General features: G+C 62.5%; 22 protein-coding genes. 10 read left to right on the top strand and 12 right to left on the bottom strand.

Annotated features, from left to right (window positions below; all coding sequences use genetic code 11):
- Nucleotides 1-31: 31 nt before the first annotated feature.
- On the bottom strand, nucleotides 32-733 hold the full coding sequence (locus tag E5X88_RS11065; RefSeq protein ID WP_292161266.1) for a response regulator transcription factor: 702 nt from the start codon (nucleotides 731-733) through the stop codon (nucleotides 32-34).
- Nucleotides 734-1,077: 344 nt separating this feature from the next.
- On the opposite strand from E5X88_RS11065, the gene E5X88_RS11060 reads away from it, so the two are divergent.
- From E5X88_RS11060 to E5X88_RS11045, 4 genes are all read left to right on the top strand, one after another.
- The gene (locus E5X88_RS11060) at nucleotides 1,078-2,688 is read left to right on the top strand and encodes a phosphoenolpyruvate carboxykinase (protein WP_292161265.1); all 1,611 of its coding nucleotides are present in this window, start codon (nucleotides 1,078-1,080) and stop codon (nucleotides 2,686-2,688) included.
- Between the two features lie 105 nt (nucleotides 2,689-2,793).
- A complete protein-coding gene (arfB, locus tag E5X88_RS11055) occupies nucleotides 2,794-3,231 on the top strand; it encodes an alternative ribosome rescue aminoacyl-tRNA hydrolase ArfB (protein ID WP_292161264.1) in 438 nt (145 codons plus the stop codon).
- An 80-nt stretch (nucleotides 3,232-3,311) separates the two neighbouring features.
- The gene (gene lysM / locus E5X88_RS11050; RefSeq protein WP_292161263.1) at nucleotides 3,312-3,791 is read left to right on the top strand and encodes a peptidoglycan-binding protein LysM; all 480 of its coding nucleotides are present in this window, start codon (nucleotides 3,312-3,314) and stop codon (nucleotides 3,789-3,791) included.
- Between the two features lie 97 nt (nucleotides 3,792-3,888).
- A complete protein-coding gene (locus E5X88_RS11045; RefSeq protein WP_292161344.1) occupies nucleotides 3,889-4,506 on the top strand; it encodes an alpha-ketoglutarate-dependent dioxygenase AlkB in 618 nt (205 codons plus the stop codon).
- A 38-nt stretch (nucleotides 4,507-4,544) separates the two neighbouring features.
- Here E5X88_RS11045 and coaA read toward each other — a convergent pair whose 3' ends face one another.
- From coaA to hisB, 9 genes are read right to left on the bottom strand one after another with little or no spacing between them, the layout of a single operon-like run.
- A complete protein-coding gene (gene coaA / locus E5X88_RS11040) occupies nucleotides 4,545-5,504 on the bottom strand; it encodes a type I pantothenate kinase (RefSeq protein WP_292161262.1) in 960 nt (319 codons plus the stop codon).
- A gap of 24 nt (nucleotides 5,505-5,528) precedes the next feature.
- A complete protein-coding gene (locus E5X88_RS11035; protein ID WP_292161261.1) occupies nucleotides 5,529-5,855 on the bottom strand; it encodes a phosphoribosyl-ATP diphosphatase in 327 nt (108 codons plus the stop codon).
- A gap of 8 nt (nucleotides 5,856-5,863) precedes the next feature.
- On the bottom strand, nucleotides 5,864-6,658 hold the full coding sequence (gene hisF, locus E5X88_RS11030; RefSeq protein ID WP_292161343.1) for an imidazole glycerol phosphate synthase subunit HisF: 795 nt from the start codon (nucleotides 6,656-6,658) through the stop codon (nucleotides 5,864-5,866).
- Nucleotides 6,655-7,491: an arginase family protein gene (locus tag E5X88_RS11025; protein WP_292161260.1), complete on the bottom strand. Its 837-nt coding sequence runs from the start codon at nucleotides 7,489-7,491 to the stop codon at nucleotides 6,655-6,657. Before E5X88_RS11025 ends, hisF begins: the two co-directional genes overlap by 4 nt.
- Nucleotides 7,488-8,237, bottom strand: coding sequence for a 1-(5-phosphoribosyl)-5-[(5-phosphoribosylamino)methylideneamino]imidazole-4-carboxamide isomerase (gene hisA, locus E5X88_RS11020; RefSeq protein ID WP_292161259.1), 750 nt, complete (start codon nucleotides 8,235-8,237; stop codon nucleotides 7,488-7,490). Before hisA ends, E5X88_RS11025 begins: the two co-directional genes overlap by 4 nt.
- Before the next feature lie 3 nt (nucleotides 8,238-8,240).
- Nucleotides 8,241-8,531: a DUF1330 domain-containing protein gene (locus E5X88_RS11015; RefSeq protein WP_292161258.1), complete on the bottom strand. Its 291-nt coding sequence runs from the start codon at nucleotides 8,529-8,531 to the stop codon at nucleotides 8,241-8,243.
- A 22-nt stretch (nucleotides 8,532-8,553) separates the two neighbouring features.
- Nucleotides 8,554-9,204 (bottom strand): imidazole glycerol phosphate synthase subunit HisH, encoded by a 651-nt coding sequence (gene hisH, locus E5X88_RS11010; protein WP_292161257.1) that lies wholly within the window; start codon nucleotides 9,202-9,204, stop codon nucleotides 8,554-8,556.
- Between the two features lies 1 nt (nucleotide 9,205).
- Nucleotides 9,206-9,682: a DUF2628 domain-containing protein gene (locus tag E5X88_RS11005; protein WP_292161255.1), complete on the bottom strand. Its 477-nt coding sequence runs from the start codon at nucleotides 9,680-9,682 to the stop codon at nucleotides 9,206-9,208.
- Between the two features lie 4 nt (nucleotides 9,683-9,686).
- Nucleotides 9,687-10,286, bottom strand: coding sequence for an imidazoleglycerol-phosphate dehydratase HisB (gene hisB, locus E5X88_RS11000; RefSeq protein WP_292161254.1), 600 nt, complete (start codon nucleotides 10,284-10,286; stop codon nucleotides 9,687-9,689).
- Nucleotides 10,287-10,505: 219 nt separating this feature from the next.
- On the opposite strand from hisB, the gene hslV reads away from it, so the two are divergent.
- The 6 genes from hslV to E5X88_RS10970 all read left to right on the top strand — a co-directional run bounded on the left by hslV (nucleotide 10,506) and on the right by E5X88_RS10970 (nucleotide 16,723).
- Nucleotides 10,506-11,057: an ATP-dependent protease subunit HslV gene (gene hslV, locus E5X88_RS10995; RefSeq protein ID WP_292161253.1), complete on the top strand. Its 552-nt coding sequence runs from the start codon at nucleotides 10,506-10,508 to the stop codon at nucleotides 11,055-11,057.
- Nucleotides 11,047-11,634 carry a GNAT family N-acetyltransferase gene (locus E5X88_RS10990; RefSeq protein ID WP_292161252.1) on the top strand — a complete coding sequence of 196 codons (588 nt, stop codon included), beginning with the start codon at nucleotides 11,047-11,049 and terminating at the stop codon, nucleotides 11,632-11,634. The genes hslV and E5X88_RS10990 overlap by 11 nt, the downstream gene beginning before the upstream one ends.
- Nucleotides 11,635-11,638: 4 nt before the next feature.
- The gene (locus E5X88_RS10985; RefSeq protein ID WP_292161251.1) at nucleotides 11,639-12,238 is read left to right on the top strand and encodes a DUF2585 domain-containing protein; all 600 of its coding nucleotides are present in this window, start codon (nucleotides 11,639-11,641) and stop codon (nucleotides 12,236-12,238) included.
- Nucleotides 12,239-12,242: 4 nt separating this feature from the next.
- Nucleotides 12,243-13,556, top strand: coding sequence for an ATP-dependent protease ATPase subunit HslU (gene hslU / locus E5X88_RS10980; protein ID WP_292161250.1), 1,314 nt, complete (start codon nucleotides 12,243-12,245; stop codon nucleotides 13,554-13,556).
- A 267-nt stretch (nucleotides 13,557-13,823) separates the two neighbouring features.
- Nucleotides 13,824-14,783 (top strand): DUF1402 family protein, encoded by a 960-nt coding sequence (locus E5X88_RS10975; RefSeq protein ID WP_292161249.1) that lies wholly within the window; start codon nucleotides 13,824-13,826, stop codon nucleotides 14,781-14,783.
- A gap of 143 nt (nucleotides 14,784-14,926) precedes the next feature.
- Entirely contained in the window at nucleotides 14,927-16,723 is a 1,797-nt protein-coding gene (locus E5X88_RS10970; RefSeq protein WP_292161248.1) for a cation:proton antiporter, read from the top strand.
- Between the two features lie 187 nt (nucleotides 16,724-16,910).
- Here the strand turns inward: E5X88_RS10970 and E5X88_RS10965 are convergent, their stop codons facing one another.
- Together E5X88_RS10965 and E5X88_RS10960 are read right to left on the bottom strand one after the other, a co-directional pair.
- Nucleotides 16,911-18,140 carry an FAD-dependent oxidoreductase gene (locus E5X88_RS10965; RefSeq protein ID WP_292161247.1) on the bottom strand — a complete coding sequence of 410 codons (1,230 nt, stop codon included), beginning with the start codon at nucleotides 18,138-18,140 and terminating at the stop codon, nucleotides 16,911-16,913.
- A gap of 5 nt (nucleotides 18,141-18,145) precedes the next feature.
- The gene (locus tag E5X88_RS10960) at nucleotides 18,146-18,460 is read right to left on the bottom strand and encodes a MocE family 2Fe-2S type ferredoxin (protein WP_292161246.1); all 315 of its coding nucleotides are present in this window, start codon (nucleotides 18,458-18,460) and stop codon (nucleotides 18,146-18,148) included.
- Nucleotides 18,461-18,495 lie beyond the last annotated feature (35 nt).

Raw genomic sequence — 18,495 nt, 5'->3', positions numbered from 1 at the left:
TACTGCCTACTGCCTACTGCCTACTGCCTATTCACGCTTCGCGGAACCGGTATCCGACTCCGTAAAGGGTTTCGATCATCTCAAAGTCATCATCGACGGCCTTGAACTTCTTACGAAGCCGCTTGATGTGACTGTCGATGGTGCGGTCATCGACATAGACCTGCTCATCATAGGCCGAATCCATCAGCGCATCACGGCTTTTTACCACGCCGGGACGCTGGGCCAGCGAATGCAGGATCAGGAACTCGGTGACGGTAAGCGTCACCGGCTCGCCTTTCCAGGTGCAGGTATGGCGCTCCTGGTCCATGACAAGCTGGCCGCGCTCGAGCGAACGGGCCTGCTGGTTGGGCGTCTTGGCCGACGCCTCGCGGGCGCTGGCACGACGCAGCACGGCGCGAACCCGCTCGACCAGAAGACGCTGCGAGAAGGGTTTGCGGATGAAGTCGTCGGCGCCCATCTTGAGGCCGAAAAGCTCATCGATCTCGTCATCCTTGGACGTCAGGAAGATCACCGGCAGGTCGGATTTCTGACGCATCCGGCGCAGGAGCTCCATGCCGTCCATGCGCGGCATCTTGATGTCGAGGATGGCGAGATTCGGGGGGCGGGCCGTCAGGCCTTCCAGCGCCGACGCCCCATCCGTGTAGGTTTCGACGCGGTACCCCTCCGACTCGAGGGCGATCGACACCGAAGTCAGAATGTTGCGATCGTCATCGACAAGCGCGATTGTTGCCATTTCAAGCGGCTCCCTCATTGATCTGTCCCTTCTTTGGTCGAGAAGGGGCTTTTGCAGGACAAATTAGGTACAAAATGTGGCACAGGCTCCGTCCGCTATCTTGAGCGGCATGCCGGCGGCCACAATCTCACCTCGACATGGATTGGACTGATAAAGACCGCCAATCCTTTGGGCAACCGCCTGACTTTTTGCATATATAAACGATTTAAACAACTTTCAAAATATTTAAATCGATTAATGATTTGATATCATTTGGTTTTTCTGGTTCTGACCCTTATAGTCTCCTTCATGGGGGCTCCGGAAGTTCGCCGGCCAGGATGCTGCAAAACGAAGAAGGAACCCTCATGTCGGAAGCCGGCAAACGCAATCCCACATGGGCGATCGATCGAATCGGCCTGAAGACCACGGGCGCGGTGCGCTATAATTTCGGCGTAGCCCGTCTTTACGAGGAAGCGATCCGCCGCGGCGAGGCCCGGCTCACCGCACATGGCGCGCTCGTTGCCGAGACCGGGCAGCACACCGGCCGCTCGCCCAAGGATAAATTCGTCGTGCGCGACGAGACCACCGGGCCGCATGTGTGGTGGGATAACAACAAGGCGATTTCGCCGGCCCAGTTTGACACGCTGCTCGCCGATTTTCGCGCCCATGCGGCGGACAAGGATCTTTATGTGCAGGATCTCGTCGGCGGCGCCGACGCGGACCTGAAGCTGCCGACCAGGGTCGTCACGGAGCTTGCCTGGCACTCCTTGTTCATCCGCAATCTGCTCATTCGTCCGGAAGCCGCCGAGCTTGAGCATTTCGTGCCCGACATGACGATCATCGACCTGCCGTCGTTCCGCGCCGATCCCGCCCGCCACGGCACCCGCACCGAAACGGTGATCGCCGTCGACCTCTCGCGCATGATCGTGCTGATCGGTGGCACCTCCTATGCCGGCGAAATGAAGAAGTCGGTGTTCACCATGCTCAACTATCTGTTGCCGGCGAGGGGCGTGATGCCGATGCATTGCTCGGCCAATGAAGGCGCTGATGGAGACGCAGCCATCTTCTTCGGCCTCTCGGGAACCGGCAAGACGACGCTGTCGGCCGATCCGTCGCGCACGCTGGTCGGCGACGACGAGCACGGCTGGGGTCCGCACGGCATCTTCAATTTCGAAGGCGGCTGCTATGCCAAGACGATAAAGCTTTCGGCCGAAGCCGAGCCCGAGATCTTCGCCACCACCCGGCGCTTCGGCACGGTGCTGGAGAATGTGGTGCTCAACGCGGCCCAGGTGCCGGATTTCGACGACGGCAGCCTCACCGAAAACACGCGCTGCGCCTATCCGCTTCACTTCATCCCCAACGCCAGCAAGACGGGCCGCGCCGGTCATCCGAAGAACATCATCATGCTGACCGCCGACGCATTCGGCGTGATGCCGCCGATCGCACGGCTGACCCCGGCGCAGGCGATGTATCATTTCCTCTCCGGCTACACCGCCAAGGTGGCAGGGACCGAAAAGGGCGTCACCGACCCCGAAGCGACGTTTTCGACCTGTTTCGGCGCACCGTTCATGCCGCGCCATCCGTCGGAATACGGCAATCTGCTGCGCGAGTTGATCGCCCATCACGGCGTCGATTGCTGGCTGGTCAACACCGGCTGGACCGGCGGCGCCTACGGCACCGGAAAGCGGATGCCGATCAAGGCGACTCGGGCGCTGCTTGCCGCCGCACTCGACGGCTCGCTGAAAGGGGCCGATTTCCGAACCGACGCCAATTTCGGTTTCGATGTGCCGGTGGCGGTTGCGGGCGTCGATCGTGCCATTCTCGATCCGAGATCGACATGGGCCGACACATCAGCCTATGACCTGCAGGCGGCGAGGCTGGTCGGCATGTTCGCCGTCAACTTCGAGAAATTCGAGCCTCATGTCGACGCCATTGTGCTCGGCGCCGCGCCGCGCATGCGCGAAGCAGCGGAATAATCGCCGGCTGGATATGCAGCACCTCAAGGCCCGGACCGGGATCGGGAAGGCCCGACCTGGGGATCGGGCCTTTTCTTTTTTCATCCGCCGCGCCATGACTGCGGCATGAATGCCGACGACAAGATCATCATTGCCGACGATGCGGTGATCCATCCGGATGACCTGCACGAGGACTTCATCCGCTCGTCCGGCCCGGGCGGCCAGAACGTCAACAAGGTGGCGACGGCGGTGCAGCTGCGCTTCGATGCCGCCAATGCAGCGGGCCTGTCGGAGCGCGTCCGCGAGCGAACCATAAAGCTGGCCGGCCAGCGCGCCACCAAGGACGGCGTCATCGTCATAGAGGCCGGACGCTTCCGCACACAAGAGCAGAACCGGGCGGACGCCCGGGCGCGGCTTGCGGAACTGGTCGCCAGGGCCGCCGAACCACCGCCACCGCCGCGCAAGAAGACGAGGCCGTCGAAAGGCGCGGTCGAAAGGCGGCTGAAGACCAAGGCCGGGCGCGGCACCATCAAGAAACTGCGCGGCCGGGTGAACGACGATTAGGTCGTCAACACAACGAAGCGGCTTCCAATTCAGGGTTGCAGGTGGCAAGTTCGGTATTCGCCACAGCAAGGAGACCGCACATGGGCATGTTTGATTTCGTCAAGGGCGTCGGCAAGAAGCTCGGCTTCGGCGACGACGAGCCGGAGCCGACCGCCGATACGCTCAAGAAGGAGCTCGATTCGCACGCGCTCGGCACCGACAATGTGGAAGTCGTGGTCAAGGGCGATACGGCTGTCCTGAAAGGCGTGGTCAAGGATCAATCGATCTTCGAAAAAGCGGTCATCGCCGTCGGCAACACGCTCGGCGTGTCCAAGGTGCAGGCGGACGAATTGCAGGTCGCCGCGCCTGAATCCGGCACGCCCGCAACCGCGGCCAAGGAACCGACCTTTTATACGGTCCAGAAAGGCGACAACCTCTGGAAGATCGCCGAAAAGAGCTATGGCAAGGGCAAGGGCGCGAAGAACTCGATCATCTTCGAAGCCAACAAGCCGATGCTGACCCACCCGGATAAGATCTATCCGGGGCAGGTCCTGCGCATACCGGATCTCGATCAAGCCTGACTAGATCGGGAGGGTCAATCGACAACGGCGGCTTTCGGGTCGCCGTTTTCATTTGATGGTGGCATTCTTGCCAGATGAGGATGAAGCGACCAATCTGATGCTCGTTCTGCCCAAAGGCGTCCGCCACATGCCCGGCTATCTGTCGCGCGCCATGCAGGAAGCGCTGGTCGAAGATGTGAGGCGGGTCGTACGGGAGGCTCCCCTGTTCGTGCCGGCCATGCCGCGCACCGGCAAGGAGATGAGCGTACGCATGACCAATTGCGGCTCGCTCGGCTGGGTCACCGACAAGGAGCACGGCTATCGCTACCAGCCGACGCACCCGGTGACCGGGATGCCATGGCCGCCGATCCCCGACGCGTTGCTGGAGCTGTGGCGGGACGTGTCCGCCTATCAACATCCGCCGGAGGCCTGCCTGGTCAATTTCTATTCGCCGGACGCGAAGATGGGCCTTCATCAAGACCGCGACGAGATCGACTTCTCCGCGCCGGTCGTCTCGGTTTCACTGGGCGACGATTGCCTGTTCAGGGTCGGCCAGAGCACGCGCGAAGGCGGCACCAAATCGTTCAGGCTGAAAAGCGGCGACGTCGTTGTGCTCGGTGGCGAAGGCCGCCTCTGTTTCCACGGTGTCGACCGCATCTATCCGTCGACCTCGGCGTTGCTCAGGAATGGCGGACGGATCAATCTGACGCTGCGGCGGGTGACCTATCCTGGCTAGAGCAGCGGAGTTTCAAGTCGAAACGCCGCTCTATCCTGTTACAGCTTCCTGAGCGCCACTTCCTCGACCAGATGGTTGGCGCCCTTGCGCAGGATGAGATCCGCCCGCGCCCGCGTCGGCAGGATGTTCTCGCGCAAATTCTTCAGGTTGATGTTGGCCCACAGGCCTTCGGCAATGGCGCGGGCCGCATCTTGCGAAAGTTGCGAATAGCGGTGGAAGAAGGAGTCCGGATCGCGGAAGGCGGTTTCGCGCAGCCGCATGAAGCGGGCGATGTACCAATGATGGATCAGCTCCTCTTCAGCATCGATATAGATCGCGAAATCGAAGAAATCCGACAGGAAAGGCACGATCTTGCCGTCCTTCGGCAGCTTGCCCGGCTGTAGGACGTTGATGCCCTCGAAGATCAATATATCCGGCCGGTCGATGGTCTGGAACTCGCCGGGAACGACGTCGTAGGTCAGGTGCGAATAGACCGGCGCGCGGACATTGCGCTGCGCCGACTTGATGCCCGACAGGAACCGCAGCAATGCGCCGACATCGTAGCTGTCGGGAAAGCCCTTGCGCTCCATCAGATTGTTGCGGCGCAGGATCTCGTTGGGAAGCAGGAAGCCGTCGGTGGTGATCAGATCGACCTTGGGGCTCGACGGCCAGCGCGCCAGCAATTCCTTGAGCACGCGCGCCGTGGTCGATTTGCCGACCGCGACAGAGCCGGCAATGCCGATGATGAAGGGCGTTTTGACGATATCCACCGCGTTGAAGAACGCCTGGCGCTGTCTGAACAGAAGCTGGCTCGCCTCGACATGGGCCGACAAAAGCCGCGACAGCGAAAGATAGATGCGCTTGACCTCCTCGAGGTCGACCGGATCGTTGAGCGAACGCAGGCGACGGATCTCGTCCTCGCCGAGCGTCATTGGCGTGTCGGCGCGGAATTGCGACCATTGCTCCGCCGAGAAAAAACGAAAGGGCGAATATTTCTCGGTAGGGGCGAGCTGGTCCATCGAGTTTTCTGCCCTCCGCAGCGGTCAGCCCCGGTCCTGCCGAGACGCCTTTTCGGCGATGCCCGAACGACCGGTGCGGCGTTCGAGTTCGGCCAGGACATCGGCAAGCGGAATGCCGGCGACACCCAGAACGACGAGCCAATGATAGAGGAGATCGGCGCTTTCCGAAACGAGGGCTTGTCTGTCACCCCCAACGGCCGCGATCACCGTTTCGACCGCCTCTTCGCCGAGCTTCTGCGCCGCCTTGTCCATGCCGCGCGCGAACAGCTTTGCCGTCCACGAATCCGGATCGCCGGAATGCGCGCGTTCCCTGATGATTGTCTCCAGATCGGAGAGCGAAAACTCAGCCATGGCGCCGTTTAGAGCCGATCGCCTAGTGAGTCCAGCCGCATCGGCAGGCCGGCGCGGGCCATATGCGCCTTGGCGTCGGCAATGCTGTACGTGCCGAAATGGAAGATCGACGCCGCCAGCACCGCGCCCGCATGGCCGTCGCGAATGCCCTCGACCATGTGATCGAGCGTGCCGACGCCGCCAGAGGCGATGACCGGCGCACGCACGGCGTCGGCGACAGCACGGGTCAGCGCAATGTCGTAGCCGGCCTTGGTGCCGTCGCGATCCATCGACGTCAGCAGGATCTCGCCGGCGCCGCGATCGACCATCCGCCGAGCGAACTCGACAGCGTCGATGCCGGTCTTCTCGCGGCCGCCATGGGTGAAAATCTCCCAGCGGTCGGCCTCGCCTTCGCCCGACACTTTCTTGGCGTCGATGGCGACGACGATGCACTGGTTGCCGAACTTGTCGGCCGCCTCGGCGACGAAATCGGGATTTTTCACCGCCGCCGTGTTGATCGACACCTTGTCGGCGCCGGCCAGAAGCAGCTTTCTTATGTCGGCGACCTGACGCACGCCGCCGCCGACGGTCAGCGGCATGAAGCATTGTTCGGCGGTGCGGGCGACGATGTCGAAGATGGTCTCGCGATTTTCGGACGAAGCGGTGATGTCGAGAAAGCACAGCTCGTCGGCGCCGGCGGCGTCGTAGGCCTTTGCCGCCTCGACCGGATCGCCGGCATCGACCAGGTCGACGAAGTTGACGCCCTTGACGACGCGGCCGTTCTTGACGTCGAGACAGGGGATGACGCGGGCTTTGAGCATCAGGTTCTCTCGATCGCTGCAAGAAGATCGCCAAGCAATTGCCCGACGACAGGCGGAACCTCACCCTTGGCGTCAAATGCCGGATCGTAGGCGGACAGGGTGACGCCGGCAATCGGGATCGACCTGGCCAGCCCGCAAACCAGTTGCCGCAGCTGATCCGGATTTGGACCGCCTGATTTCGTGTAGCGATTCACCTGCAGCACGTCCGGATCGAGAACGTCCAGGTCCAGATGCAGATGGGCACGAACCGCGCCGGCCGCCTTCAGCTTTCCGACAGCGTCCGGCGCATCGGAACATCGGGTGCGAATAATCGGCAATGTGTCCAGCAGGCGCTTTTCGTCGGGGTCGAGATCGCGCGCATCGACCAGCATGCATCGTGACGGGTCTATCGCCTGGAAGCCGGGGATCGCCGACGTCATCGGGCGCCAGCAGAGCCCCAGTGTCGTCGCCAGCGCCATGCCGTCGAGGAAGCCGTAGGCGGACGTCTCGGGCGTGTTGAGATCGCCATGCTGATCGATCCAGATGATCGAATCCGCGGCATCGCCAGCCACCGCACCGGCAGCGGTCAGGCAATTTCCGGTGAGCACAATGGGAAACCGCTCATCGTCGCGGGCCAGATCGACCTTCGCCGCGACCGCCCTGCAAACAGCGAAGCCCGTCGCGATTTCGCGTTTCTGGGCATCGCCGACCTCGCCGATGTCCTCGACGACGACATCGTGGCCACGCAAGGCAAGTTCATCGACAAGGCCGCCGGCAATGATGGCATCGGGACCCTGGCCAAAGCCGGCATGGTAAAGGCCGCTGTCATAGGGTGCGAGGATGATGGAGAGTTTCATCGCGCCCTCGCCTTCTCCGATCCCGCCGCCAATATCGCCAACGCCTCAGCCGGATCGATACGCCCGTCATAAAGCGCGCGGCCGGAGATGGCGCCTTCGAGTTTTCGCGCATCGGGCATGGTCATGCGTACGATGTCGGCGATCGAGGCCAGGCCGCCAGAGGCGATGACCGGGATCGATACGGCCTCGGCGAGACTGATCGTCGCGTCCCAGTTGATGCCGGTCAACACGCCGTCACGGTCTATGTCGGTGTAGATGATGGCGGCGACGCCGGCGCCCTCGAACTTCTTCGCCAGTTCGATGACGCCGAGGCTCGAGGCCTCGGCCCAGCCCTCGACCGCCACCTTGCCGCCCTTGGCGTCGATGCCGACGGCGATCCTGCCCGGGAATGCCGCGCAGGCCTGCCTGACCAGATCGGGATCGCGCACGGCCACCGTACCGAGAATGACGCGGGCCAACCCACGGTCGAGCCAGTCCTCGATCTGCGCCAGCGTGCGGATGCCACCGCCAAGCTGCACCGGGTTCGTCGTCGCCTTGAGGATCGCGCCGACCGCCGCGCTGTTGACGCTCTGGCCCTTGAACGCACCGTTGAGGTCGACGACATGCAGCCACTTGAAGCCCTGTTCTTCGAAGGCTCCGGCTTGCGCGGCGGGATCGTCATTGTAGATCGTCGCGGTCGCCATGTCGCCGTGTTTCAGGCGCACGCACTTGCCGTCCTTGAGGTCGATGGCCGGGAACAGGATCACCGTTCAAGCGCCTTCGACAATGACGAAGTGACCGGTCGAGGCGGCAAGCCTGTACTTCAAGGCCGCTTGATATTCAGGCGATTCGTAGCATTCTATCGCCTTGTCGTAGGTCTCGAACTCCACCAGGACATGGCGATTGCCCGTCGGCCCTTCCGGGTTCGCGTAACGCCCGGCCCGAACGGGAAACTTCGCGCCATATTTCGCAAAGGCCGCAGCGTTCGCCTCGATATATTGCTTGTAGACCTCAGGGTCGGTCACATCGACCATCGCCATCCAGTAGCCTTTCTTGCTCATGATTTTTTCCCCTTTTGAAACCTTAAGGCTTCCAGCGCAGGAAATTGGTGATCAACGCCAGGCCAAGCGCCTGGCTTTTTTCGGGATGGAACTGCGTACCGACGAGATTGTCGCGGGCGACGGCGGCCGTCACCGGACCGCCATAGTCGGCAATCGCCAGCACCTCGTCCGGCTTCTGCGCGTCGAGATGGTAGGAGTGGACGAAATAGGCATGCAACCCCTTGGCACCGGTCGGAATGCCTGAGAACAGCGGATGCTTGCGGATGAGCTCGATCGTGTTCCAGCCTATCTGCGGGATCTTCAGCGCGGGATCGGCCGGGGCGATCTCCTTGACGTCGCCGGCGATCCAGCCAAAGCCTTTTGTGACGGTCTTCTCCAGGCCCCGCTCCGACATCAGCTGCATGCCGACGCAGATTCCGAGGAACGGCCGCCGCTTGACGATCGCGACCTCCTCCACCGCTTCCCACATGCCCGCCACGGCGCGCAGCCCGGCCGCGCAATCGGCATAGGCGCCGACGCCGGGCAGGACGATGCGGTCGGCGGTCCTGACACGCTCGGCATCGGCGGTCAGGTCGATGGCGGCGGCGATGCCGGCTTCATGCGCGGCGCGCTCGAAGGCCTTGGTGGCCGAGCGCAGGTTGCCCGAACCATAGTCGATGATCGCGACCCGCATGTCAGGGCCTCCCCGGCGTATGGGTCAGCCCCAGCGCCATGCCCGTCTGCGACGGCCGGGCAAGGGCTGCGTCCGGAACGATGCGTTGCGCGGGCGCTTGCTCATCCGGGTGCGCTTCGGCTTCAAGCATGTAGCGCGTATCGGCGTCGTCGAGCCTGTCGGCCTCGACGACGCCCCATTCATGCCAGCCACGGCGGCGCAGTGCGGCAATCCGCAAGGCCTGCCCTTCCAGCCCGACATAGAGCGATACCAGCAGCGACAAAAGCGAGCCGGCCAGCCCAAGGTTCAGTCTTTCGGCAAGCACCGAAAGAACCGCCATGGCGACAAAGGCCAGTGCTGCCTCGACCCACAACCGGTGCCAGAGCAGCCACAGCGGCGGCACCAGGAAGCCGAGCCAGGAAAACCCATCACGGACAAAGGTCGTTGTGTCAGGCTTTTCGCCGTGGCCCGGCGGTTCCATCACGACGTAGATGGCCATCAGGCTATCCCTTCAGAGATCCCTTGGTGGAAGGAACCGCGTCCGGCTGGCGCGGGTCGCTTTCAAGCGCGAAGCGCAGCGCGCGGGCCACAGCCTTGAAGCAGGTCTCGGCGATGTGGTGATTGTTGGCGCCGTAGTGGTTGGTGACATGCAATGTGATGCCGGCATTCTGCGCCAAGGCCTGGAAGAATTCGCGCACCAGTTCGGTGTCGAACGTGCCGATCTTCGGCGACGAGAACCCAACGTTCCAGACGAGGAAGGGGCGGCCGGAGACGTCGATCGCCGCGCGTGTCAGCGTCTCGTCCATGGCGAGGTCGACCGAGGCATAGCGCATGATGCCGCGCCGCTCGCCCAGCGCCTTGGCCAGCGCCTGGCCGAGCGCGATGCCGGTGTCCTCGACGGTGTGGTGGTCGTCTATGTGCAGATCGCCCTTGGCCTTGACCGTCATGTCGATCAGCGAATGGCGCGAAAGCTGGTCCAGCATATGGTCGAAGAAGCCGACGCCCGTCGTAATATCGGATTTTCCCGAGCCGTCGACCTGGACCGATACGGAGATATCGGTTTCCCTGGTCTTGCGGCTTGCTTCGGCGGAACGGGGCGGCATGACCTCATCCTTGTCCAGAGTTCACTCCAAGCGTTCATGTGCTTGAAAACGAGAGCCTTCTAGCAGCATGATCCGGCGATTGCCAGTTGCCATGCCAAGCGGTATCGAGCCCGGCGGATGACCGGTTTGCAATCATCGGACCTATGCATACATATGGCCGATCAAGTCCACTCGTAACGCGCCAATCGCCTTCGGGATCGGTGCTGATCGGAGCACAAAATGTCTGATGAACTGACCATGCACGCCACGACCATCGTGACGGTGCGCAAGGGCAGCAAGGTGGTGATCGCCGGCGACGGCCAGGTCAGTCTCGGCCAGACCATCATGAAAGGCAACGCCAGGAAGGTTCGCCGCATCGGCAAGGGCGGCAGCGTCATCGCCGGTTTCGCCGGCGCCACCGCCGATGCCTTCACCCTTCTGGAGCGGCTGGAAGCCAAGCTCGAACAATATCCGGATCAATTGACGCGGGCCTGCGTCGAGCTCGCCAAGGACTGGCGCACCGACCGCTATCTGCGCCGGCTGGAAGCGATGATGCTGGTTGCCGACAAGTCGGTCTCGCTGGCGCTGACCGGCACCGGCGACGTGCTCGAACCCGAACATGGCGTCATGGCGATCGGTTCGGGCGGCAACTACGCGCTGGCCGCGGCGCGCGCCTTGATGGATTCCGACAAGGATGCCGAGGAGATCGCCCGCAAGGCGATGCAGATCGCCTCCGACATTTGCGTCTACACCAACAACAACTTCGTCATCGAAACGCTCGATGCCGGCTGACCCAGCCGTGCTGTATGATTTTCGGCCGGTGACGGAGGCGGACCTGCCGATGATCGCGGCATGGCTGGCCGAGCCGCATGTCGCGGAGTGGTGGGATGATCCCGAGAGCGAGATCGCGCAAATCCGCGAGCACATCGACAGCATTTCCGTCGAACCGCTGATCGTCGAGCTCGACGGCGAGCCGATCGGCTACATGCAGAGCTACGACCCGCATCTTGAGGACGGTCATCCCTATAGCGACCAGCCGTTCGGCACGCTCGGTATCGATCTGTCGATCGGCAGGCCTGAGCTTGTGGGACGCGGCCACGGATCGGCAATTGTCCGGCAGTTCGTGGAGCAGCTGTTCGAGGAAGGGGCGCCGCGCGTCATCATCGATCCGGATCCGGCAAACGGACGAGCCATCCGCGCCTATGAAAAGGCCGGTTTCCGGGCTATCGGTCGCAGGCAGTCGGAATATGGCGACGCCGTGCTGATGGCAATCGATGCCAAAGAGGGCGATGCCAAAGAGGGCGATGCCAAAGAGGGCGATGCCAGAGAGGGCGATGCCGAAGAGGACGACATCGAAGAGGGGCAGTAACAGCATGAGCACAACCGGCGCCGACAAGACCGTCTCGGCCTATGAAGACAGCTGGCGGATGGGGCTTCTGCTCGTCCTCGGCCTGGTCATCTTACAAGCCGTGGCCCTCTACGCCATGGGACGAACCCCGATCTGCACCTGCGGCTATGTCAAGCTATGGCACGGCATCGTGCAGAGCTCGGAAAATTCCCAGCATATCTCCGACTGGTACACATTCTCGCACATCATCCACGGCTTCCTGTTCTATGCGCTGGCGTGGTTTCTGTTCCCACGCTCGCCGATCGGGCTCAGGCTAGCATTCGCGGTTGTCATAGAGGGTGGCTGGGAGCTTCTCGAGAACAGCCCTTTGATCATCGAGCGCTATCGCGCCGGCACAATTTCCCTGGATTACTACGGCGACAGCATCATCAATTCGGTGGCGGACACGCTGGCGATGGTGCTGGGATTTGTGATGGCGCGCAAGCTTCCTATATGGGTGATCGTGACCCTCGCCCTCATCTTCGAATTCGGTGTCGGCTACATCATCAGGGACAATCTGACGCTCAACGTGATCATGCTGCTGCATCCGTTCGAGTCCATCCGGCAGTGGCAAAGTGGAATTTAGTGATATGAGCACATTCTCGCCCCGCGAAATCGTTTCGGAACTCGATCGCTTCATCATCGGCCAGAAGGATGCCAAGCGCGCCGTGGCCATCGCCTTGCGCAACCGCTGGCGCCGCCAGCAGCTCGAAGGCCAGATGCGCGAGGAGGTGATGCCGAAGAACATCCTGATGATCGGCCCGACCGGCGTCGGCAAGACCGAGATCTCGCGCCGCCTGGCACGCCTTGCCGGTGCGCCGTTCGTCAAGGTCGAGGCGACCAAGTTCACCGAGGTCGGCTATGTCGGCCGCGACGTCGAGCAGATCATCCGCGACCTGGTCGAGATCGCCATCGGGCTGGTGCGCGAAAAGATGCGCGAGGATGTCAAGGCGCGGGCCCATATCAATGCCGAGGAACGTGTGCTGGAAGCGCTCGTCGGCAAGACGGCGAGCCCGGCCACGCGCGACAGTTTCCGCAAGAAGCTGCGCGACGGCGAGCTCGACGACAAGGAAATCGAGATCGAAGTGAGCGACACCGGCACCGGCGGCATGCCCGGCTTCGAGATCCCCGGCATGCCGGGCGCCAACATCGGCGTGCTGAACATCAACGACATGCTGTCGAAAGCGATGGGCGGCCAGAAGACCAAGACGCGCAAGACCACGGTGAAGGAATCCTACGCGCTGCTGGTCGGCGACGAGTCCGACAAGCTGCTCGACCAGGACGAGGTGGTGCGCAGGGCGCTCGAATCGACCGAAAACGACGGCATCGTCTTCCTCGACGAGATCGACAAGATCGCCTCGCGCGAGGGTGGCATGGGCGCCGGCGTTTCCCGCGAAGGCGTGCAGCGCGACCTGCTGCCGCTGGTCGAGGGCACCACGGTCGCGACCAAATACGGACCGGTGAAGACGGACCACATCCTGTTCATCGCATCGGGTGCGTTCCACGTTGCCAAGCCGTCCGACCTGCTGCCCGAACTGCAGGGCCGTCTGCCGATCCGCGTCGAGCTGCGTGCGCTGGAGAAGGACGATTTCGTCCGCATCCTGACCGAGACCGAGGCCAGCCTGATCAAACAGTACATCGCTCTGATGAAGACAGAGGGCGTCGATCTCGTCTTCACCGACGACGCCATCGATTCGCTGGCCGGCATCGCCGTCGATCTCAACGCCAGCGTCGAGAACATCGGCGCCAGGCGGCTGCAGACGGTGATGGAGCGGGTGCTGGACGAGATCTCCTATGACGCGCCGGACCGCCACGGCACGTCGGTGACGGTCGACGCTGCCTATGTGGAGAAGCATGTCGGCGACCTGTCCAGAAACACGGATTTGTCGCGTTTCATCCTGTAAGACGACGGCGCCGGGCAATTTCGGTGCAGGGCGGGCGGAGATCCCGCCCGGAGATTCTGCAACGTGTGGCCAAATGGAAGCATATGGCCACCTTTTGTCTCGGCAGGCGAAGGGGCTCTCGACTCGACCTGGAGCTTTACCTAGTTTGCCCGGCAACTACGGCACCGCGCAGCCTTTGGATGTGCAAAGGACGCCGTGGCAATTGATTCCGCGCATGACCCCCGAAAATTGATTCCGGGGGTCATGCGCTGTTATAGGCGGCGGCGCATGAAAAAACTGATCCTCGTCATTCTCGGGCTGACGCTGGCGACAGCCATGGTCGCCGCGCAAGCGGCGACGATGGTGCCGCCAGGCAACCGCAATGCCGAGCAGCCCAACATACCGGGCGCCTCGAGCCGGCGCACCCAGGCCACCAACACCACCTTCCAGGCGAAATACCGCAAGGTCTATGCGCTGCTGCAGAACGACGCCGATCTTCGCGGCAAGATCGAACAAGCAGCGGCGACCTATGGCATCGACCCGATGCATATCGTCGGCGCCATCGTCGGCGAGCACACCTACAATGTCGATGCCTACGACCGGCTGCAGACCTATTACGTCAAGGCGATCTCCTATCTGTCGAGCAAGCTGTCCTTCGCCTATGACGGCGAGGACATCACCGATTTCGTGCAGCGGCCGCAATTCCAGAAATGCGCCGGCAAATCGGACAGCTACGCGCTCTGGGCGTGCCGCGAGCAGGTGTGGAACCAGTCCTTTCGCGGCAAGAACGTCGACGGGGAGAGCTTTCCCGACGACCGCTTCGGCGCCACCTTCTTCCAGCCCTATTATGCCGGCCAGACCTTCGGCCTCGGCCAGCTCAATCCGCTGACCGCCTTGCAGATGAGCGATCTTGTGAACGAGGTTTCCGGCCTGCCGAAGCTCGACGTCGGCGATCCGAACGCGGTCTACAAGACCATCATGGATCCCGACCTCACTTTGTCCTATGTCGCGGCGGCGCTCCGCAAATCGATCGATGCCTACAAGGACATTGCCGGCTTCGACATATCGGGCAATCCCGGGATCACATCGACGCTCTACAATGTCGGCAATCCGGAACAGCGCGCCCATGCGCTGAAGGCCGAAAACGACAGACGCCGCGCCGCGGGCGAACCGGAGAAGCTGCCGGAGGAAAATTACTATGGCTGGCTGGTCAACGACAAACTGCCGGAGCTGAAGGCGCTGTTCTAGCGGTGAAATCCGACGCTTCGTGCCTGACGATCCCGGCGCAGCGTAGGATTGAATTCATCGTACGACTTGGTCAGCTGTTGGCTATGCACACACTATGTATTCCAGTACGGAAATTGTGCATCGAGCCAGACCCAGAGGGATGAGTGGCAGCGCCGATCAATATCGATTCCTATAGCGATGCGCTTGTCGTACTCGGGACGGCGGGCATAGTTGTTCCGTTGATGCGGCGTTTTGGTTTCAGCACCGTGATCGGATACATGGCGGCTGGGGCCCTCCTTGGGCCACTGGGCTTGGGCTCGCTCATCAACGCATTTCCGTTCTTGTACTGGGTCACCGTCGTCGATGCCAAAAACGTTGCCGGTATCGCCGAACTCGGCGTGGTGTTCTTGCTCTTTGTTGTCGGCATGGAGCTATCCTACGAACGTTTGAAAACCATGCGCCGCCTGGCGTTCGGACTTGGGAGCTTGCAGATAATCCTTTCCGCCGCTGTGATCGGCGGCATCGCAGTTCTGGCCGGCAACTCTCCGACTGTATCGATCATCCTCGGCGCCTGCCTTGCCTTGTCCTCGACCGCCATTGTTATCGAGGTGCTTTCCCACCAGGGCCGGCTTGCCACGGCTGCCGGCCGAGCCAGTTTTGCAGTGCTCCTGGCGCAAGACCTAGCTGTGATTCCGATCCTGCTCTTTGTCTCCATTCTGGGTGGCGACGCGAGCAGCTCCGTCACCGCCAATCTCGCGTTCACCCTCTTGAATGCTACGCTTGCCGTTGCGGCGATCGCTATCGTCGGGCGCCTGTTTCTACGGCCTCTGTTCCGATTGGTCGCCTCCGCCGGAACCATTGAATTGTTTGTGGCCGCGACGTTGTTTGTGATTGTCGGTACCGGGGTCGTGGCCGCGCTGGCCGGGCTGTCCATGGCGCTGGGAGCGTTCATCGCGGGGCTGCTGCTCGCCGAGACCGAATTTCGCAAGGCGATCGAAACAGCCGCCGGTCCTTTCAAGGGGCTGCTGCTTGGTGTGTTCTTTTTTACCGTCGGCATGAATATCGACGTCCGCGAGCTTGCTCGCGAGCCATTCTGGCTTCTTGCCTCTGTCGTCGGCCTCATCGGCCTCAAGGTCCTCCTGCTCACCGGCCTCGCCCGGATCTTTCGCTTGTCCTGGCCTGCAGCGATCGAAACAGGCCTGCTCCTTGGTCCAGGCGGCGAATTCGCATTCGTTGGCATTGGCATGGCGACCACGCTCGGAATTATCAGTTCCAACGTCTCGAGCTTCACCTTGACGGTGACATCGATCACGATGACGCTCATTCCGGCGCTGAGTCTGGTCGCGCGGCGACTGACGCCGAGGTTCCAGGAGCCCAGGGCGCTCGACCCGGAGCTCACCGTCGCACCAAGCGGCGTCGCCGGACATGCAATCGTCATAGGCCATGGCCGGGTTGGGCAGGTCGTCTGCTCGCTGCTGGATCGGCACGGCTATCGCTATATCGCAGTGGACAATGACGCAGCCGCGGTCCCGGCATACCGGCGAAGCAGGCGAGAGGTCTATTATGGCAACGCAACCGAGCCGGAATTCCTGAAGATCTGCGGTCTCATGGACGCCAAAGCCGTCATCGTAACGGTTGCCGGACAGACCGATATCGACGAAATCGTAAGACAGGTACGTGCGCTGAGAACGGACATCGTCATCATCTCGCGCGCCCGCGATGCTGGCCACGCGCGCCACCTCTATGCGATCGGCGTGACCGACGCCGTGCCTGAAACGATCGAGGCCAGCCTGCAGCTGTCGGAAGCGGCGCTGATCGGATTGGGGCAGGCGGCAGGACCGGTCATCGCTTCGATCCATGAGAAACGCGATGAATTTCGGCGCGAGCTGCAGGAGGCAGCGGCACCGAAAGCAAGCGGTTCCACGCACTCGATCCGGCCGAAAACACCTCGATTGCCATGAGATTGGACCAAGGGCGGATAAGCCATGACAACATCCGTTCGGCGTCATGAATTCGGCCGAGGGCGCACGAGCTTCCGCTTAGGGTCGTCTCCGCCAAGCGAGTACCAAGCGTCAGGCTTCCCCCACTAATCTAGAACGACAAGCATTCGGCCAGTTTCTTTCAAATGGTCCCGCAGCCCGCGCCGGTTCATGCCGCCAGCAGCGACTTCAGCTTGACCGTTTGCGAGCCGAGCGCTTCCGGCGCCGGCTTCGCCCGCCTGGCGATCAGCATCTCGGCCAGTCTTATGTCGCGGGCGACCGAATTGCCCGGGCCGATGCCGCTCGCCGCGACCAGCCTGCCGTCTTCGGCCAGATGGAACAGGATGAAGGCGCCGTCGTCGAGGTCGCGGCGCACGACCTTGCTGCCCTCGTCCGACAGCCCGGCGATCTGCAAGGTCAGGCCGTACTGATCCGACCAGAACCATGGCACAGCCGCATGGGCCTCGCCGGCGCCCAGCATGTTCCTGGCCGCAAGCGCGCCCTGCTCCTGCGCGTTGCGCCAGGCTTCCAGCCGCACGCGCCGGCCGCCGTAGACGGCAAGCGGAAACGAGCAGCAATCGCCGGCGGCGAAGATATCCGGATCACCCGTACGAAGCTCGGCATCGACTGCTATGCCGTTGTCGATCGCCAGCCCCGCTTCCGCGGCAAGTCCGGTCACAGGCACGGCGCCGATGCCGATCACCGCCAGATCGGCGACGATGTCCTGTCCGCCGGCAAGCGTGATGCGCACCTCGGCGCCGTCGTCGGCGATCGCGGCGATGCCGTCGCCGCAGAGGATTTTCACGCCCTCGGCTTCATGCGCCTCGTGGATGATTTTGGCGATCTCGGCCGGCACGCCGCGCATCAGGATGCGCGGCTGTGCCTCGATGACGGTGACCGTTGCGCCCAGCCTGCGCGCCGCGGTGGCGAGCTCGAGGCCGATGAAGCCGCCGCCGACAATCGCGATGCGGTTTCCGGCGCTGAGATGCGCGCGGATCGCCAACGCGTCGTTGAAGGTCCGGAGATACACGCAGCGCGCGCCGAGGCCGGGCATTGGCAGCTTGCGAGGGATCGAACCGGTTGCCAGCAAAAGCCTATCGTAAGGAAGGACCGAACCGTCCGACAGGTGCACGCCATGCGCCGCGCGATCGATCGCCACTGCCTGAACCGAATGGATATGCCGGATCGATCTCTCGGCCAGGACCGCGTCGCTGGCGATCGCCTTGATCTCGGGCGCATCGTCGGCCATCGCCTCTTTCGACAGCGGCGGCCGTTCATAGGGCAGATGCGGCTCGTCGCCGACCAGCGTCACCGGCCCGTCATAGCCGAGATCGCGCAGCGCCAAGGCAGCGCGTCCGCCGCATTCACCGGCGCCGATGATGACCATCCCCTTCACCATCACCGTCACCCGATCTGAATAAGGATTTTGCCGGCGTCGACCCTCACCGGGTAGGTCCTGAGATTGACACAGACCGGCGCGCCCCTGGCCGCACCGGTCTTGTAGTTGAACCGGCCATTGTGCTTGGGGCATTCGATGATGTCGTCCATCACCAGGCCGTCGGCCAGATGCACCTTCTCATGCGTGCAAAGACCGTCCGTCGCGAAATATTCGTCGTCGGGACTGCGATAGATGGCAAAGGTGCGGCCATCATGGTCGAACCGCATCACGTCCTCTTCGTCGATATCTTCGGCACCACAGGCCTCGACCCAGTCGCTCATCGGTCCTCCCGGCAGAATTTTTTGCTTGGTCAGCT

This window comes from Mesorhizobium sp., from assembly GCF_004962245.1.
GTDB lineage: Bacteria > Pseudomonadota > Alphaproteobacteria > Rhizobiales > Rhizobiaceae > Mesorhizobium.
Note: the sequence above shows the minus strand (reverse complement) of the source record. Positions and strands in the feature narration are given on the sequence as shown.

Excerpts from the sequence above, each read along its gene's own strand:
- E5X88_RS10990 (WP_292161252.1), top strand. The coding sequence starts at position 11,047 with ATGCCGGCTGACCCAGCCGTGCTGTATGATTTTCGGCCGGTGACGGAG.
- E5X88_RS11015 (WP_292161258.1), bottom strand. The coding sequence starts at position 8,531 with ATGAGCAAGAAAGGCTACTGGATGGCGATGGTCGATGTGACCGACCCT.
- arfB (WP_292161264.1), top strand. The coding sequence starts at position 2,794 with ATGAATGCCGACGACAAGATCATCATTGCCGACGATGCGGTGATCCAT.
- lysM (WP_292161263.1), top strand. The coding sequence starts at position 3,312 with ATGGGCATGTTTGATTTCGTCAAGGGCGTCGGCAAGAAGCTCGGCTTC.
- hslV (WP_292161253.1), top strand. The coding sequence starts at position 10,506 with ATGTCTGATGAACTGACCATGCACGCCACGACCATCGTGACGGTGCGC.
- hslU (WP_292161250.1), top strand. The coding sequence starts at position 12,243 with ATGAGCACATTCTCGCCCCGCGAAATCGTTTCGGAACTCGATCGCTTC.
- E5X88_RS11065 (WP_292161266.1), bottom strand. The coding sequence starts at position 733 with ATGGCAACAATCGCGCTTGTCGATGACGATCGCAACATTCTGACTTCG.
- coaA (WP_292161262.1), bottom strand. The coding sequence starts at position 5,504 with ATGGACCAGCTCGCCCCTACCGAGAAATATTCGCCCTTTCGTTTTTTC.
- hisH (WP_292161257.1), bottom strand. The coding sequence starts at position 9,204 with ATGCGGGTCGCGATCATCGACTATGGTTCGGGCAACCTGCGCTCGGCC.
- hisB (WP_292161254.1), bottom strand. The coding sequence starts at position 10,286 with ATGCCGCCCCGTTCCGCCGAAGCAAGCCGCAAGACCAGGGAAACCGAT.
- E5X88_RS11035 (WP_292161261.1), bottom strand. The coding sequence starts at position 5,855 with ATGGCTGAGTTTTCGCTCTCCGATCTGGAGACAATCATCAGGGAACGC.
- E5X88_RS10975 (WP_292161249.1), top strand. The coding sequence starts at position 13,824 with ATGAAAAAACTGATCCTCGTCATTCTCGGGCTGACGCTGGCGACAGCC.
- E5X88_RS11025 (WP_292161260.1), bottom strand. The coding sequence starts at position 7,491 with ATGAAACTCTCCATCATCCTCGCACCCTATGACAGCGGCCTTTACCAT.
- E5X88_RS11045 (WP_292161344.1), top strand. The coding sequence starts at position 3,889 with ATGCTCGTTCTGCCCAAAGGCGTCCGCCACATGCCCGGCTATCTGTCG.
- E5X88_RS10965 (WP_292161247.1), bottom strand. The coding sequence starts at position 18,140 with ATGGTGAAGGGGATGGTCATCATCGGCGCCGGTGAATGCGGCGGACGC.
- E5X88_RS10960 (WP_292161246.1), bottom strand. The coding sequence starts at position 18,460 with ATGAGCGACTGGGTCGAGGCCTGTGGTGCCGAAGATATCGACGAAGAG.
- E5X88_RS11005 (WP_292161255.1), bottom strand. The coding sequence starts at position 9,682 with ATGGCCATCTACGTCGTGATGGAACCGCCGGGCCACGGCGAAAAGCCT.
- E5X88_RS10985 (WP_292161251.1), top strand. The coding sequence starts at position 11,639 with ATGAGCACAACCGGCGCCGACAAGACCGTCTCGGCCTATGAAGACAGC.
- E5X88_RS11060 (WP_292161265.1), top strand. The coding sequence starts at position 1,078 with ATGTCGGAAGCCGGCAAACGCAATCCCACATGGGCGATCGATCGAATC.